The sequence below is a fragment of the Xanthomonas sp. NCPPB 1638 genome (genome assembly GCF_041475635.2).
In the GTDB taxonomy this organism is placed as follows: domain Bacteria; phylum Pseudomonadota; class Gammaproteobacteria; order Xanthomonadales; family Xanthomonadaceae; genus Xanthomonas; species Xanthomonas cucurbitae.
In genome coordinates, this window is record NZ_CM192984.1 from 190995 (window position 1) to 206211 (window position 15217).

General features: G+C 65.0%; 14 protein-coding genes. 9 read left to right on the forward strand and 5 right to left on the reverse strand.

Going from position 1 to position 15217, the window contains the following annotated elements; genetic code table 11:
- Positions 1-148 precede the first annotated feature (148 nt).
- A complete protein-coding gene (locus ACCQ13_RS00815; RefSeq protein ID WP_159406451.1) occupies positions 149-841 on the reverse strand; it encodes a transposase in 693 nt (230 codons plus the stop codon).
- Between the two features lie 604 nt (positions 842-1445).
- On the opposite strand from ACCQ13_RS00815, the gene ACCQ13_RS00820 reads away from it, so the two are divergent.
- Positions 1446-1970 carry a hypothetical protein gene (locus tag ACCQ13_RS00820; RefSeq protein WP_159406452.1) on the forward strand — a complete coding sequence of 175 codons (525 nt, stop codon included), beginning with the start codon at positions 1446-1448 and terminating at the stop codon, positions 1968-1970.
- A 262-nt stretch (positions 1971-2232) separates the two neighbouring features.
- Here the strand turns inward: ACCQ13_RS00820 and ACCQ13_RS00825 are convergent, their stop codons facing one another.
- Positions 2233-4311: a M13 family metallopeptidase gene (locus ACCQ13_RS00825; protein WP_159406453.1), complete on the reverse strand. Its 2079-nt coding sequence runs from the start codon at positions 4309-4311 to the stop codon at positions 2233-2235.
- 632 nt (positions 4312-4943) lie between these two features.
- Between ACCQ13_RS00825 and ACCQ13_RS00830 the strand changes: the two genes are divergently transcribed.
- Positions 4944-7139 carry an ATP-binding protein gene (locus ACCQ13_RS00830; RefSeq protein WP_167526990.1) on the forward strand — a complete coding sequence of 732 codons (2196 nt, stop codon included), beginning with the start codon at positions 4944-4946 and terminating at the stop codon, positions 7137-7139.
- A 138-nt stretch (positions 7140-7277) separates the two neighbouring features.
- Here ACCQ13_RS00830 and ACCQ13_RS00835 read toward each other — a convergent pair whose 3' ends face one another.
- The gene (locus tag ACCQ13_RS00835; protein ID WP_249027664.1) at positions 7278-8498 is read right to left on the reverse strand and encodes an HDOD domain-containing protein; all 1221 of its coding nucleotides are present in this window, start codon (positions 8496-8498) and stop codon (positions 7278-7280) included.
- A gap of 479 nt (positions 8499-8977) precedes the next feature.
- On the reverse strand, positions 8978-9634 hold the full coding sequence (locus tag ACCQ13_RS00840; protein ID WP_104604631.1) for an SDR family oxidoreductase: 657 nt from the start codon (positions 9632-9634) through the stop codon (positions 8978-8980).
- A 161-nt stretch (positions 9635-9795) separates the two neighbouring features.
- Here ACCQ13_RS00840 and ACCQ13_RS00845 point away from each other — a divergent pair, with 161 nt between their 5' ends.
- The 5 genes from ACCQ13_RS00845 (at position 9796) to proP (ending at position 13108) form a co-directional block, all read left to right on the forward strand.
- The gene (locus ACCQ13_RS00845; protein WP_104604629.1) at positions 9796-10233 is read left to right on the forward strand and encodes an NUDIX hydrolase; all 438 of its coding nucleotides are present in this window, start codon (positions 9796-9798) and stop codon (positions 10231-10233) included.
- Between the two features lie 142 nt (positions 10234-10375).
- Positions 10376-10774, forward strand: a complete 399-nt coding sequence (locus tag ACCQ13_RS00850; protein WP_104604605.1) for a host attachment family protein — start codon at positions 10376-10378, stop codon at positions 10772-10774.
- 17 nt (positions 10775-10791) lie between these two features.
- The gene (locus tag ACCQ13_RS00855; RefSeq protein ID WP_159406454.1) at positions 10792-11133 is read left to right on the forward strand and encodes a thioredoxin family protein; all 342 of its coding nucleotides are present in this window, start codon (positions 10792-10794) and stop codon (positions 11131-11133) included.
- A gap of 10 nt (positions 11134-11143) precedes the next feature.
- Positions 11144-11281, forward strand: a complete 138-nt coding sequence (locus ACCQ13_RS00860; protein WP_159406455.1) for a hypothetical protein — start codon at positions 11144-11146, stop codon at positions 11279-11281.
- A 336-nt stretch (positions 11282-11617) separates the two neighbouring features.
- Positions 11618-13108, forward strand: coding sequence for a glycine betaine/L-proline transporter ProP (gene proP, locus ACCQ13_RS00865; RefSeq protein ID WP_159406456.1), 1491 nt, complete (start codon positions 11618-11620; stop codon positions 13106-13108).
- Positions 13109-13123: 15 nt separating this feature from the next.
- On the opposite strand, the gene ACCQ13_RS00870 is transcribed toward proP, so the two are convergent.
- Positions 13124-13582: an SRPBCC family protein gene (locus ACCQ13_RS00870; RefSeq protein ID WP_167526798.1), complete on the reverse strand. Its 459-nt coding sequence runs from the start codon at positions 13580-13582 to the stop codon at positions 13124-13126.
- Positions 13583-13726: 144 nt separating this feature from the next.
- On the opposite strand from ACCQ13_RS00870, the gene ACCQ13_RS00875 reads away from it, so the two are divergent.
- Both ACCQ13_RS00875 and ACCQ13_RS00880 read left to right on the forward strand, forming a co-directional pair.
- The gene (locus ACCQ13_RS00875; RefSeq protein ID WP_159406457.1) at positions 13727-14545 is read left to right on the forward strand and encodes an EcsC family protein; all 819 of its coding nucleotides are present in this window, start codon (positions 13727-13729) and stop codon (positions 14543-14545) included.
- 35 nt (positions 14546-14580) lie between these two features.
- Positions 14581-15216 (forward strand): DUF938 domain-containing protein, encoded by a 636-nt coding sequence (locus ACCQ13_RS00880; RefSeq protein WP_104604591.1) that lies wholly within the window; start codon positions 14581-14583, stop codon positions 15214-15216.
- Position 15217: the final 1 nt, after the last annotated feature.

Genomic DNA, 15217 nt, shown 5'->3' on the forward strand with positions numbered 1-15217 from the left:
GATTTACCAACATCACTTGTAGAAGTGAATCTGACCCCGTTTCCCCGACCAACATCACTTGTAGAAGTGAATCTGACCCCGTTTCCCCGAACAAAGGCGAGGGCGAACAAAGGGGTCCGAACAAAGGGGTCAGAGTGATTTACCAACATCACTTGGATGAACTGCTCGGCCGTCCACGCGGTCGAGTGGTGACGCAGCGGCCCAGCATCGCTTCGATCTGTGTCTGGAAGCGCGGTGTGCCAAGTGCACGTTGTTGTTCGAGGTAGCTGCGAATTTCTGCAAGGCGCTGTTGGTCAAGGACCTCAGCGAACAACGCACGATACGCAGCAAGACGCTTCATCGGCTGTATGTCCAGCGCCAGATAGGTTTCGTGTGAAGTAATCAATGCGTCGTGGATGCCCTGGGCGTTGTGGCGATGGCTTGACCAGCGGTAGGCGCCAGGGTCCGCCACCATCGCGACTCGTACTGGGTTGAGCTCGATGTATCGATAGCAGGCCAGGACATACCGTTCGGCGTCGACCAGACAGGCTTTGTAGCGGCCTTCCCAGAGTGTGCCAGTGCGTCGGTACTTGCTGTTGATGTAGCTGACATAGCGCCGGCCGAGCGTCTGCATCATGCGCGAGACGCCCCCCTTCGAGGACGGCGTCGCCATGAGATGTACATGATTGGTCATCAGCACGTAGGCATGAATCCGGCAGCTTTGCGCAGTCGCGGCTTCCTGCAGCATGGTCAGGTAATGGCGGTAGTCGACGTCTTCAAAGAAGCACGGCATACGGTCGTTGCCACGTTGCACGACATGCTGGGCAACGTTTGGGATGTCCAGGCGAGGAGGGCGTGCCATGTCGGAGAGTCCGGAGAGGAATATCCGACGATGGTTTGAAGACGGGATGACGTCTGTCGGGGACGATGCCTGCTTCTGGTCAGTAGGTGAACGATGATTTCGTCAGACATCTCTTGCACGCGCTCTGTGGTGTCGATGGGACCCGCAAGCGCAAGCGCATCGAGAGGCTGTTGCTGCTGCACGCACTCGTACGGATAGATTGATGCGTCCGGGCGTCTTGGTGTATCTGGTCCTTCCAGCATTTCCCACAAGATTGAGACGTTACGTCGGGTATGTCCACTTCGGGATTTCTAAAGTCAATCGCGTTGACGGCTGGTGGGGCGAAGAAGGTGGGCGTGTTCCAGGACGACCGCCAATAACTGGCGCATTGCGTTTAGCTCACGTGTTCCACGCAGACGCTCGTATGTGGAACCTGCTGGCGTCCCGCACCCGGCAAGGACTTGATCGGTTGGACGGAGCTGCATCCCGTGCGTCGGCGCGCGCTGGCGAAGGCGATGCGTCGTTCAAATCGCGATGTTGTGCCCGGATGCCGGCAGGTTGGCTGGTGCTGGGCAAGAGGCGAAGCGGGGCGGCCTTCCCAGTCCTGCAGCAAGGAGACGTCATCATGGCTAACACCATCATTTCTGCTGTCTATGGCACTGGCACCACAGGCATCGACGTGACGCAGGTATGTCAGCAAATCGTCGATACGGGAAACGACGATATCACCGCGAACAACGCGACATTCGGCGATCCGGATCCCGGCACCGTGAAGAAATTTGCCATCCTCTACACCAACCCGGCATTGAACGGCGGAAACCCGATTGCGTTGGGCTGCAGCGAGAACGCGACGATCGATCTGGTCCCCAATCCGCCGACGGCGACCACGCCGGTTGCTGGCCCAGGCACGCCGAGCTTCAAGATCGTGCATGCGCTCTATGGCACGGCCAGCAACGGGTTTGACGTGACTTCCATCTGTCAATGGTTGGTCGACAACGGTGGCACGACGATCGCCGTCAACAACGCGACTTTCGGTGGCGACCCAAGCCCTGGGGTGAAGAAGAATTTTGCCATCGTCTATACCGCCGTCGGCGGTGGCGCGCAGAGCTTCCGTGCCGTTGCCGAAGGCACCACGTTGACCTTGAGCTGAGACGCGAAGGCGGTGCGACGCGCCAACCTAACCTGGAACGGGGTTGGGGAATGAAGCGTGGTGCGTAGAGGAGTCCGGCACGGTGGCTGTCAAGGAAGAGCAGCCCGGCCTGATCGAGGTCTCCTCCCGCATCGCGAGGCGTACCTGCCCGCGCGATGCGGGCAGGTACGCCGTCGTGCTGCGTTGGCGTGCATGGCCTGCGATGATGGCAACCACTCGCGGCAAGGCGCGTCACTGCTGTTTCCATGCGGCATGGCCATCGTTACCAGATCATGGTCTGCGCATCCTTCGCCCGCACCATCGGGTCTGTGGGCTTGCACGCGAATGCCTCGGCAAATGCGGGCATGTTCGACGGTGCGGCGTTGGTGCGCACACTTGTGGGAGAGTGTGGGTTGCTCGACAAGCTCATGATCTGCTGCGGTTCACGCATTTCACTGCGCCACAGACGTGCCCAGGCAAAGAACAGCCGCTGGTTCGGCGTGTAGCCGTCAATCGGCGCCGATAGGCTCGGATCCTGCCGGATGGACGTTTGCAGTGCGGTGTAGGCCAGGTGGATGCCGCCGAAATCAGCGATGTTTTCGCCCAGGGTGAATCGGCCGTTGACGTGAATGTCGGGTCTGGACTTGATGGGTTTGTAGGTGTCGAACTGGGTGACCAGTCGCTGCGCCAGGGCATCGAATTTCTTGCGGTCGCCAGGCGTCCACCAGTCAACCCTGTTGCCCTTGCCGTCGAACTTGCTGCCCTGGTCATCGAATGCGTGGGTGATTTCATGCCCGATGAAGGCGCCAATGCCTCCCAGGTTGATGGCCAGGTCATTGCCGCTGTCGAACAGCGGAGGCTGCAGCATGGCTGCGGGGATATTGATGCTGTTGTCGTTGGGGTTGTAGAAGGCGTCCAGCGTCTGTGGCGTCACGAACCATTGGCTCAGGTCCTTGGGCTGTCCGATCTTGCTGAGCGCATGCCTGTAGTTGAACGCACGGGCAGCGGCCAGGTTGTGGTAGTAGCCGTCCTGGCTCAGCTGCAAGCCGCTCCAATCACGCCAGTGATCGGGGTAGCCTGCACGAACGAGAATGCTCTGCAACTTCACCAAGGCGCGTTGTCGCGTCTGTGGGCTCATCCAGCTGGACTGTTGGATGCGGTCCCTCATGGCGGCCTTGAGCTTGTCGATCAATTCGATGGACTTGGCTTTGTCCGCTGGGCTGAAGTTCTCCTGCACGTAGATCTGGCCGAGCCCTTCGCCCATCGCCGTCTCCACATCCTTCAATACTCGCCGCTCGCGAGGCTCCTGCGACGGCTGTCCACCCAGTGTCTTCTTGTAGAACGCGAAATGGTTATCGGCGAAATTCCTGCTCAACCATGGCGAGGCCTTGTCGATCAATCTGAATTTCAGATAGGCCTTCCATTGATCGACGGAGGCATCCACCAGGAGCGCGTCGAAAGAACGGAAGAATCTTTCATTGGTCAGCGACAACGTTGGAGCGGCTTGCAGGCCTTGCGCTGCAATGAATGTGTTCCATGGGAAATGAGGGGTGATCTGCTGCGCCTGCTGGAGGTTGACAGGGTTGTAGTAGATCTCAACCTTGCGACTTTCCAATGGCGACATGCTGGATGCTGCCAACTTCGTTTCCAGGTCCAACGCCTTTCGCGCCAGATCCGTGGCGTCGCCAGCGTTGGCGCCGCTCAGTGCAAAAACGTTCTTGATGTAGCCCAAGTACGCATCGCGTATTTGTTGGTGTTGCTTGTCGAAGTAGTATTCCTTGCTCGGGAGGCTGACGACATCTTCCGTCGCCGAGGCAATCACCTTTGTCGAATCCCGGTCGTCGGTGGTGGGGCCGAAGGTAAAGACCTGGCTGTCTCCTTTGGAAGACTGCTGGATGAGATAGTCCACCACGCCGTCCTGATGCTTGATGCCGTCGATCAGGGCTAGCTGTGCCGAAATGGGGCTTAGGCCGGCTTTTTCGATGGCTTGTTCGTCCATGCCGGACGCGTACAGCGTCCCCAGCATCGTTCTGATTGGCGATGCCTGTGGATGGCTTGCCGCGCTTTTCAGTATGTCGAGCAAGACCTTGCTGGTGAAATTTGAATGCACCGTCGACATTCCCCATCGGCTCACATCCTGCGGCATGGGGTTTGCGTCGAACCATTTCCTGTTGACGTGCTCGAAAAGATCCTCGCACGCGCTGACGTTCTGATTCAGATCACTGATATCGAATTTGGCGCTCAGTTTGGCAGTTGGCTTCGGTGCTTCAGCGGCATTGCCATTGTTGGCGACAGGGGGAGCGGCTGGCTTGTCGGGTGCGTCGGGATGACATGCGGCCAAAGCCAAGGGAAATAATGACATCAGGACTTTTGTGTGCGGTTGCATAAATTCATCCATTGGCGATGGCGAAACTTTAACGGAATTGGTACTGGAGTGGTCAGTGTCTGGGTCTTGTCCGGGGTGGGGCGTAATGGTTTATTTATCTTCGTATTAGGGCGCCTTGTTGCGTGTCAAGACATTGGATTTTGGTACGAAAATGGTAATTGGTCCAAAGACCAGTAGTACGCCTGGTCGCCTGCATTCGAGCCTGGACCCGACACCGCAGGATCTCCGCTGCGCCGAGCAGGGAAGGGGATGTCGGGGTGATGGCAGTCCATCGGCTCGCCGCTCACTGCGCGTAGCCGACAAGCCGGCGCGTGGCAGCCCCCGAGGCGTCCTTCCCTGGCTGCCGATCCGCCAGGCGTGGCCTGGCCGGTCCACGCGTACGCGGCAGGCCCGCCATCGCTTCCCTGGCCGGATGGCCCGCTCGCCACCTATCGCCGGCTACGCTAAATCGGTTGGTTTCAGCGGTGGCCTGCCGCCGTAGCGCCTGCATTCTGCTAGCGCCTGCATGCCACAATGCGGCCACTTCCAACAGGCGCGACCGCCACGTGAGTACAGCCCACCCCGTCATCGCGCCGAACGGCCTGGAGTTCCTGTCCGGCGGCGGTGCCATGGGCGCGACGATTCGCGCCCACGATTGGGCCGCGACCCCCTTGGGCGACCCGCAAGCCTGGCCGCAGTCGCTGCGCTCGGCGTTGTCGATGGTGCTCAATGCCAGGCTGCTGGGCGCGGTGCTGTGGGGGCCGCAGCTGCGCATGCTCTACAACGATGTGTATCTGCAGTCGCTGGGCGACCGTCACCCGCAGGCCTTGGGGCAGCCGGTGGCCGAGGTCTGGGGCGAAACCTATGCGCCGATCGCCGAAGACTTTGCGCGGGTGATGCGCACCGGCGAGGGCTATGGCCAGGGGGTGATCGCCTTGCCGATGCTGCGCAACGGGGTGCACGAAACCACTTACTGGAATGCCACCGCGTCCCCGATCCGTGGCGAGGACGGCAGCATCGTGGGGTTGCTCAATATCGCTATCGAGACCACCGCGCAGGTGGCGGCCGAGCGGCATCGCGATATCCAGAACGCGATGCTGAGCAACGAGAACACGCATCTGGTGCACGAGGTGGTCAACCGCACGACCGAGCGTGATCGCGCGCTGGAAGCGGAAATCGTCGCGCGTGGCAACGCCGAGCGGGTGCAGCTGGCGCTGGCGGCCGGGGCGATCATCGGCACCTGGGTCTGGGACCTGCGCAACGATGTGTTTTCGGTGGACGAGGCATTCGCGGAGAATTTCGGTTTCGATCCCTGCAGCCCGCGGACCGGCCTGCCGCTGGAGGTGGTGATCGCCAACGTGCATCCAGACGACCGCGCCGGCCTGCGTGCGGCGATCGGCGAAGCGGTGGCACGCGGCGGTGCGTATGCGCACCAATACCGGGTCAGGCGTCGTGACGGCAACTACTACTGGCTGGAAGCCAATGGGCGCGTGGAACATGCGCCGGACGGCACGCCGCTGCGGTTTCCCGGCGTGCTGCTGGACATCGATGCGCGGCATGCGCTGTCCGAAGAACGCGACCGCGCACTGACCGCCCTGCGCGAACTGAGCGAGACCCTGGAACAGCGCGTCACCGCGCGCACCGCCGAACTGATGGTGGTGGAAGAGGCGCTGCGGCAATCGCAGAAGATGGAAGCGGTGGGCCAGCTGACCGGCGGCCTGGCGCATGATTTCAACAATCTGCTGGCGGGCATCTCCGGTGCACTGGAATTGATGACCTTGCGGCTGGAGCAGCAGCGTTTCCAGGAGCTGCCGCGTTATCTGGGCATTGCCCAGAGCGCCGCCACGCGCGCGGCGGCGTTGACCCATCGGCTGCTGGCCTTCGCGCGCCGGCAGACCCTGTTGCCCAAGCCCACCAACGTCACTCAGCTGGTGGCCGATATCCTGGAGCTGGTGCGGCGCACGGTGGGCCCGGGCATCCGCGTGGAGAGCGTGCCCAGCGCGCTATTGTGGCCGGCGCTGGTGGATGCCTCGCAGCTGGAAAACGCACTGCTCAACCTGTGCATCAACGCGCGCGACGCGATGCCCGATGGCGGGACGCTGCGAATCGACACCGGCAATCACTGGATCGATCACGATCTGGCGCAGCAACTGGGCATGCGCGAAGGGCCGTACCTGTCGCTGTGTGTCAGCGACACCGGCACCGGCATGCCGCCGGATGTGGTGGCGCGCGCCTTCGATCCATTCTTCACCACCAAACCGTTGGGCGAGGGCACCGGGCTGGGGTTGTCGATGATCTACGGATTTGCCAAGCAGTCCGGTGGGCAGGTCCGCATCCATTCCGAAGTGGGCAAGGGGTCGCGGGTGAGCCTTTACCTGCCACGCCACCTGGGCGATGCGGGAGCTCCCGATGTGCATGCCGCGCCGCTGCAACTCACCCCCACCGACGACGGCGAGACGGTGCTGATCGTCGATGACGAGCCGGCCATTCGCCTGCTGCTGGGCGAGGTGCTGGAGGAGCTTGGCTATACCGTGATGGAAGCCGCCGACAGCGCGGCCGGGCTGGAGATCCTGCAGTCGCAGGTGCGCATCGATCTGCTCATCAGCGATGTCGGCCTGCCCGGCGGCATGAACGGTCGCCAGATGGCCGACGCCAGCCGCGCCCAGCGCCCCGATCTCAATGTGCTGTTCATCACCGGCTTCGCCGAGAACGCACTGCTGGACGACCACCACCTGGAGCCACGCATGGCGGTGCTGACCAAGCCCTTCAGCGTGAGCGTGCTGACGGCGCGGGTGAAGGAACTGATCGCCGCGGTGGAGCGTTGATCGTTGGATGCAACACCGGGTGCGGCACAGCGTGTCACCCGACAGCCGAACACGGGTCCGGCCGCTGCGTCGAGCGCGCGGCACCGGTGCCGACGATGGGCAGTCGGCAGCACCGGTCAGCCGCCGTCACCTGCAGGCTCACTCCACGCTGGCCGCCACCAGCCGCTGCCACAGGGCGGCATTGGCGGCATCGTCTGGCTGCAGCGTGGCGAGCACGCTGAGGGCGTGATCTTCCTGCTCGGCGCCGTGGCGGGCGAGCAAGGCCAGGGCGGCGGCCAGGCGGCCGTAGCGCAGCGCACGGCCCAGGGGGCTGGCCAGCAGGGTCGCGTCGTGCTCGGGGCGTTGCTCGTCCAGGGCGGTGCTCACGGCGGGCGGCAGCTCCCAGGTGGTGGCGATGGTCTTGGCCACGGCGGCGGTATGGCGTTCGACCAGGATGGCGGCCACGTCCAGTTGATAGGGCACGCCGGGGCGTTCGGCATAGGCGTCGCGCAGCGCGCGCAGGATCACCACTGCGCCCAGGCCCTGCAGCAGGCCGGCCAGTTGCGCCGACAAGCTGTCGCCCCCGTGTTCGCGCATGTAGGCGGCCGCGGCGGTGGCAGTGCGCAGGGCGTAGTCCCAGACCGCGGCCGGCAGCCGCGCGTGGAGGCCGCCATCCAGGCTCAGCACCGGCTGCATCACCGCCGCGGCCAGGATCTGGCGCACACCCTCGGTGCCGATATGCACCACCGCGCGCTCCAGGTTTTCCAGCGGCGCGCCTTGCGGGCGGTACAGCACGCTGTTGGCGATGCGCAACAGGTTGGCCGCCAGTGTCGGGTCCTGCGCGATGATCGCGGCGATCGCGCGCCCGGAGGCATCCGGGTCGTTGACCGCGCGCATCAGCTGCGGCAACAGGTGCGGGCGGCGTGGCAGCAGGTGTGGGCGCAGGTCGGCGTGGGCGAGCGCGTCGCCGACCGCGTCCAGCACGGCGGCCTGCGCGGGGGCGATGGGCAGATCGCCGTCGGCCAGCGACGGAGTGGCCATCACCACCGCATACATGCGCCGCAACAGCGGACGCATCGGCGGCGGTGCATACGGCAGGGGGCGCGCGACGTTCGCCGCTGGCGGTCGAGCGGGCAGGGTATCCGGCGGCGTGGCCACCGATTGCGGCGCGGGCGCTGTCGGATCGGCGGGGGTGTTGGAGACCGCGTCGACGCTGATCGCCGCCGCCGCGGGCTGCGATGCGGGACCCCGCAGACGCCTCCACACCAGGACACCGACGACGGTGGCGACCAAGGCCAGGCCGGTAGCGAGCAACAACACGTTGGCGAGCATGTGGGCAATCGTTCGGTCGATGTCGCGACTATCGGCGATGGCGGGCATGGCGGCAATGTGGAACCCACCCGTGCGGCTGCCTGCGCGCGGTCATCACCCGCCCACGTCCCGCGTGACGGTGGCGGATGCCGCGCATCCGGCCGACGGCGCGGCAGCGTGCGTTGCGCGTGGCGTTGTCCACCGCCGACCAGGCTGGACACTGGAAGGGCGTGGCAAGTTGCGACGCAGCATGAGCAGGCTGTCTTCATGCGCAGGCCGAAGTGCACATCACACTAACGCACCAGGCGGTAACTTGTATTACCAGCTGTGCAGTTCTAGAGCATCTAGGCAGCTTAAAGGGTGCAGGCATCCGCAGTTGGACCACCTTCCACAGGCACCGCGTTCGCACGCGGTGCCTGTTTTTGTATGGGCATGCCCTGTGCCCACCTCCGGCAGCGCCAACGCTTAGCGGTCCTGCTCGCCGGCGGCTGGATATCGTCAGGCCGTGCAGCCAGTGCCTGGCCGGCACAGGCCGCCAGGCAGGGTGCTCAGCCCAGTTGCGACAGTGCCTGCGGGATCGGGGTCTGGCCGTCGATGAAGCCCACCGTCTTGCCGATGGTGGCCGGCGTCGCCAGCGCGGTGGCGATCACCTGGGCCACGTTGGCGCGCGAGACGCCGCCGTCGGCATCGCTGCCGGGGTCGCGGGTGATGCGGCCGGTAGGCGGGTCCAGGGTCAGCCGACCGGGGCCAAGCACGGTCCAGTCCAGCGCGGTACCGCGCAGGTAGGCATCGGCGGCACCCTTGGCCTGGGCATAGGCGAAAAAGGCATCGTCCGGCCCGAGCCCGTGTTCCAGCCCGGCGCCGAGATACGACACCATGACATAGCGGCGCACGCGTGCCTGTTCGGCCGCCTGCATCGAGCGGATCGCTGCGTCGCGGTCCACCGCATAGGTGCGCGCGGCATCGCCGCCGCCGGCACCGGCCGACCACACCACCGCATCGTGGTCGGCCAGCTGCGCGGCGATGGTGGCGGTGTCGGCCTGTTCGATGTCGAACACCAGTGCGGTGGCGCCGTCGGCGACGACCTCGGCCTGGTGGTCGGGATTGCGCAACAGTGCCGTGACCTGGTGCCCGTCGCGCACCAGCAACGGCGTGAGCAGGCGCGCGACCTTGCCATGGCCGCCGATCACCAAAATACGAGACATACCCAACTCCTGCAGAAGGTGCGCTTGCGCGCACAAGATCACCATCCTCGCCAATGCGGCGCTAACTGCGCGTCATCGCCGACGTGGAATCGGCGCAGGCGCACGCTGACCGCGTCGGCAACATCTGGGACACTTGCACCAACCCGCTCGCCAGACATGCCATGTCCACTTCCGATCTGCGTCCCCGCGTTGGCTGCGGCGCCTTCATCCAGCGCACCGATGGCCGATTGCTGCTGGTGCTGCGCGGGCGGGCGCCCGAGCAGGGGCATTGGGGGCTGCCCGGCGGCAAGGTGGACTGGATGGAAACCGTGGAAGCCACGGTGGTGCGCGAGGTGCTGGAGGAAACCGGCCTGCAGGTGCATCCGCAGCGGGTACTGTGCGTGGTCAGTCACTTCGAGCCGGAGATGGATCCGCCGCAGCATTGGGTGGCGCCGGTGTATCTGGCCGGTATCGAAGGCAGCGAGCAGGCGGTGTTGTGCGAGCCGCAGGTGCTGCACGACATCGGCTGGTTCGCGCTGGATGCCTTGCCCACGCCGTTGACCCGCTCTGCGCGGCAGGCAGTGCAACAGCTGCAGGCCGAGTGCGCCGCCGCTGCATGACCGGCCCGCGCGCGCACCTCGGCCATTGCACGCTAACGCCCCGCTGACGCCGGCTAGCCGCCACGCTTACGTTTGCTGGCCTAGCCTGCAATCGATGCGGCGTGGCAGTTGCCAGGCCGCCGACAGCAACAGGAGAAATCGAATGAGTCTGCGAATTCCTCAGGGTGCCCTGGTCGTGGTGGCCGATGGTGGCGAAGCGCGCTGGTTTACCAATACCGGCAACGAAACCCGGGTGATGCTGCGCCAGCATGCACGCACCGATGTGCAGAACGTTGACGACGACGGCCCGGCCGGCAAGGCGCCGCACGACCTCACCGAAGCGGATCTGGACGAAATGACCTTCGCCAAACAATTGTCGCAGGCGTTGAACGATGGGGCGCTCAAGCAGGAATATGCCCACCTGGTGCTGGTGGCCGATCCGACCACGCTGGGCCGCGTGCGGCCATTACTGCACAAGCAGACGCAGCAGCGGCTGGTGGGCGATCTGGCCAAGGACCTGACCAATCTGCCGCTGGAAGACATCCAGCGCGCATTGTCCTGAGAGCGAGGAGACCGGCGATGGGGTTCGTTCGCGACTATGCCGCACACGCGCCCGAGCGTAGCGCCATCGATGCGCAGCCGGGGTTGCAGTTGCTGGAATTCGGCACCGGTTGGTGCGGTCATTGCCGTGCGGCGCAGCCCTTGTTGCAGCAGGTGCTGGGAGGTTACCCGGCGCTGGACTACTACAAGATCGAAGATGGCAAGGGGCGGCCGCTGGGCCGCTCCTTCAAGGTCACGTTGTGGCCCACGGTGATCCTGCTGCGCGATGGACAAGAGCTCGCACGCGCGGTGCGGCCGCAGGCCCGCGAAGACTTGCACGCGATGCTGGCGGTGCTGGACGCCACTATCGACGCACGCTGATCGTGCATGCGTGAGCGACGCGCGCGTTTTCGACCAGTTTGCGGATGCCTGCATGCGCGTTGACGGCGCATCGTCGATGCGCTTTTGCCGCATCTGTGCGGATGCGCAAACAGGCAGCGGGCAGATGCATCTTTTGGCGGCGTGCTGATTGGATGCCGCGTGTGCACGTGCGACGCCGCGACAGGCCGCCGACATGCAGTTTTTCGCGGGAAAACGCGCAATGTGGCGCGTTGCGCTCGCTCGCGTCTGCAGCGGTGTGTGGGCTGTAGTAACATGGCCGCCGATCAAGCCCTTGGGCGTACGCCCATTTCTCTGGTCATCTGTCCCGCAGCGCTGCTGAGTTGACGCGGCCGTCCGGGAATGTCTCCGGCTCCCCAATGCACGTGCAATTGCCGTGTGTGGATGTGTCGTGTCCTGTGCGTTGGCCAGGACGAGCGGGCAGCGGTGGCCGCTCCCGGAAGGACACAGTCTGGAGACTGCACCCATGCACGATACCCGCGCGATCCGTTCGCACTTTGGTTGGTTCAAACGCCGCCGTCATCTGCAGCTGGACGAGGTCACCGTGGTGGACCGCGGCATGCTGCGCAAGGCCGTTGGCGCCGCAGCGCTGGGCAATGCAATGGAATGGTTCGATTTCGGGGTGTATGGCTATCTGGCGGTGACGCTGGGCCAGGTATTCTTCCCCGCGAGCAACCCTACCGCGCAGTTGATCGCCACCTTCGCCACCTTCACCGTGGCATTCCTGGTGCGGCCTATCGGCGGCATGGTGTTCGGCCCGCTGGGTGATCGCTATGGGCGGCAGAAGGTGCTGGCGGCCACGATGATCCTGATGGCGCTGGGCACCTTCAGCATCGGGCTGATTCCGTCCTACGCCAGCATCGGCCTGTGGGCACCGGCGCTGCTGCTGATCGCGCGGCTGCTGCAGGGCTTCTCCACCGGTGGCGAATACGGCGGCGCGGCCACCTTCATTGCCGAATACGCCACCGACCGCCATCGCGGCCTGATGGGCAGCTGGCTGGAGTTCGGCACGCTGGGTGGCTACATCGCCGGCGCCGCCACCGTGACGGCATTGCACATGCGCCTCACCCCGGCGCAGATGCTGGACTGGGGCTGGCGCGTGCCGTTCCTGATCGCCGGCCCGCTCGGTCTGCTGGGCCTGTACATGCGCATGAAACTGGAAGAAACCCCGGCCTTTCGCGCCTATACCAAGCAGTCGGAGCAGCGCGAGCGGCAGACCGCCGGCCTGGGCCTGATGACGCTGCTGCGCCTGCACTGGCCGCAGCTGCTCAAGTGCGTGGGCCTGGTGCTGGTGTTCAATGTCACCGACTACATGTTGCTGACCTACATGCCCAGCTATCTCAGCGTCACCATGGGCTATGCGCAGAGCAAGGGCTTGCTGCTGATTATTCTGGTCATGTTGGTGATGATGCCGCTCAATATCGTCGGTGGCCTGTTCAGCGACAGGCTGGGCCGCCGCCCGATGATTATCGGCGCCTGTGTTGCGCTGTTTGTGCTGGCGATTCCGTGCCTGCTGCTGATTGGCAGTGGTCACGACGGCTTGATCTTCGCCGGGCTGATGCTGCTGGGTCTGGCGCTGGTGTGCTTCACCAGCTCGATGCCGTCCACGCTGCCGGCGCTGTTCTACACCCCGGTACGCTACAGCGCGTTGTCGATCGCCTTCAACGTCTCGGTGTCGTTGTTCGGCGGCACCACGCTGCTGGTCACCGCCTGGCTGGTGGAGCGCACCGGCGATGCGTTGGTGCCTGCTTATTACCTGATGGGCGCGGCGGTGATCGGCCTGGTGACGATGCTGTTCGTACGGGAAACGGCGGGTTTGCCGTTGCGCGGCTCGCCGCCGGCGGTCGCCAGCGACGCCGAAGCGCGCGCCCTGCTGCAGACCGACAGCCCGGTGACGGTGGATACGCAGTTGCCGGTGGGCCCTGCGGCCGCGCTCGGGCAGCCACGCACCGCGTAAGCACGGCGCCCGCGCTCAGCGCAGCGCCGGGTCACCACTTTGCGGCGTGTCCGGATAGGGCATGCCCTGTCCGGTCTCCACGTAGCGCTTGAGGCTGCTGCCCAGCACGAATCGCCAGCGCTGCGTGCAGGTCGCCAGGCAGGGCGAATCGCGGTAGCCGGACTGCACGAAGTCCAGCTGCGTGCCCTCGCTGACGGACAGCAGATCAAAGCGCAGCACCGTGCCCTCCCAGGCATCGGTATCGAGCATGTTGGAGCGCTCGCAGCGCCAGCACACCTGCCGATGGTCGGCGCCTGCATCGATGCGCAATGCCACCTGCCAGCCGTGCCCGCTCCAGCCCAGGCACACGCCGCCATCCACCTGATGTACCTCGCGCGTCCACCAGCAGCCCAGCTTCGCAGGCTCGGACAACGCGGCCGACACCACTTCCGGCGCGGCGGCGATCACGATGCGGTGGCGGATCTCATGGGTCATCTGTGGGTATTGGCGGCGTGGATGCCGGTGATCGCGCATTTTACCAGATGATTGCAGCACGCCCTGCGTCATCGGGACCGCTTGTCCGATACTCACATCGGGCTGGGTACCATCTAGAGAGGTCCTTCGATGACGAGAGCAGGCATGACGACGCTTCCGATCCCGGTGATGGATGTTGCAGCGCAACGCGATCTGGCCACAGCCCACGCGTTGCTGGAAAACCCCGGCGTGGCCGCACAGCTGGCCAATGCGCTGGGCGCACCGCTGGAGGGCCTCATCAGCAAGCGCTTGCCCAAGCGGGTGACCCGTGGCATCGACGGCCTGACCCGCCGCGCGTTGCAGGTGGCGATGAAATCGGCGCTGTTGAGCCTGCGTGGCACTGCCCCGGCAGCGCAGCCGGCCGCCACCACGCGCCACACCTTGGCGGTGGCGTTGGCCGGGGGCGCGGGCGGCTTCTTCGGGCTGCCCGGATTGCTGGTGGAATTGCCGCTGACCACCACGGTGATGCTGCGCTCGATCGCCGACATCGCCCGCGCCGAGGGCGAATCGCTGCACGATCCCGACACCGCGCTGGCGTGTCTGGAAGTGCTGGCGCATGGCGGCCGCAGTGCAGTGGACGATGGCGCCGAATCGGGCTATTTCGCAGTGCGTGCGGCCATGGCGCAGCAACTCAGCGCCGCTGCCCGGCATGTCGCGGCGCACGGTTTCGCCAGCAAGGGCGCGCCGGCATTGGTGTCGCTGGTGTCACGCATCGCCGCCAAGTTTTCGGTCAACGTGGGCGAAAAGCTCGCCGTGCAGGCGGTGCCGCTGGTGGGCGCGGTCAGTGGTGCAACGCTCAACACCGTATTCATGCGGCACTTCCAGGCGATGGCGCGCGGGCATTTCATCGTGCGCCGGCTGGAGCGGCGTTTTGGCGAGGAGGCGGTGCGGCGGGCGTACGACGCCTTGCCTGCAACCCGTTGACCGCAACCCACATCTTCAGGACACGCGCTGTCGTCATGACCAAGCCTTTCTCCCCTGCCTGCGCGCGCAACCGCGACCCGATTCTTGCGGTGCTGCAGCGGCACTTCGCCAACCGGCAGCATGTGCTGGAAATCGGTGCAGGCACCGGGCAGCACGCGGTGCACTTCGCCCAGGCCATGCCGTGGCTGCAGTGGCAGGCCAGCGACCACGCCGATCATCTGCCGGGCATGCAGCAATGGCTGGACGAGGCGGCGTTGCCGAATACGCCAACGCCAGTGCCACTGCAGGCCGTGCTGACGCCTGCGCCCGGCTTGGCGCCGCCACCGCCAGTGCCGGCGCTGGCCGACCGGCGGCCGGGTTACGACGCGGTCTACAGCGCCAACACCCTGCACATCATGGGCTGGCCGCAGGTGCAGGCGCTGTTTGCCGGGTTGCCAGCGGTGATGGCGCCAGCGGCGGTGCTGGCGATCTATGGACCCTTCAATCGCGACGGCCAGTTCACCAGCGACAGCAACCGCGCTTTCGATGCGATGCTGCGCGCGCGCGATCCCGCATCGGGCATCCGTGATGCCGAAGCGGTGGATGCGCTGGCGGCATCGGTTGGATTAAGCCTGATCGAAGATGTCGCGTTGCCGGCCAACAATCAGTGCCGGGTGTGGCGGCGCGGGTAGG

Excerpts from the sequence above, each read along its gene's own strand:
- ACCQ13_RS00815 (WP_159406451.1), bottom strand. The coding sequence starts at position 841 with ATGGCACGCCCTCCTCGCCTGGACATCCCAAACGTTGCCCAGCATGTC.
- ACCQ13_RS00820 (WP_159406452.1), top strand. The coding sequence starts at position 1,446 with ATGGCTAACACCATCATTTCTGCTGTCTATGGCACTGGCACCACAGGC.
- ACCQ13_RS00825 (WP_159406453.1), bottom strand. The coding sequence starts at position 4,311 with ATGTCATTATTTCCCTTGGCTTTGGCCGCATGTCATCCCGACGCACCC.
- ACCQ13_RS00830 (WP_167526990.1), top strand. The coding sequence starts at position 4,944 with ATGGGCGCGACGATTCGCGCCCACGATTGGGCCGCGACCCCCTTGGGC.
- ACCQ13_RS00835 (WP_249027664.1), bottom strand. The coding sequence starts at position 8,498 with ATGCCCGCCATCGCCGATAGTCGCGACATCGACCGAACGATTGCCCAC.
- ACCQ13_RS00840 (WP_104604631.1), bottom strand. The coding sequence starts at position 9,634 with ATGTCTCGTATTTTGGTGATCGGCGGCCATGGCAAGGTCGCGCGCCTG.
- ACCQ13_RS00845 (WP_104604629.1), top strand. The coding sequence starts at position 9,796 with ATGTCCACTTCCGATCTGCGTCCCCGCGTTGGCTGCGGCGCCTTCATC.
- ACCQ13_RS00850 (WP_104604605.1), top strand. The coding sequence starts at position 10,376 with ATGAGTCTGCGAATTCCTCAGGGTGCCCTGGTCGTGGTGGCCGATGGT.
- ACCQ13_RS00855 (WP_159406454.1), top strand. The coding sequence starts at position 10,792 with ATGGGGTTCGTTCGCGACTATGCCGCACACGCGCCCGAGCGTAGCGCC.
- proP (WP_159406456.1), top strand. The coding sequence starts at position 11,618 with ATGCACGATACCCGCGCGATCCGTTCGCACTTTGGTTGGTTCAAACGC.
- ACCQ13_RS00870 (WP_167526798.1), bottom strand. The coding sequence starts at position 13,582 with ATGACCCATGAGATCCGCCACCGCATCGTGATCGCCGCCGCGCCGGAA.
- ACCQ13_RS00875 (WP_159406457.1), top strand. The coding sequence starts at position 13,727 with ATGACGACGCTTCCGATCCCGGTGATGGATGTTGCAGCGCAACGCGAT.
- ACCQ13_RS00880 (WP_104604591.1), top strand. The coding sequence starts at position 14,581 with ATGACCAAGCCTTTCTCCCCTGCCTGCGCGCGCAACCGCGACCCGATT.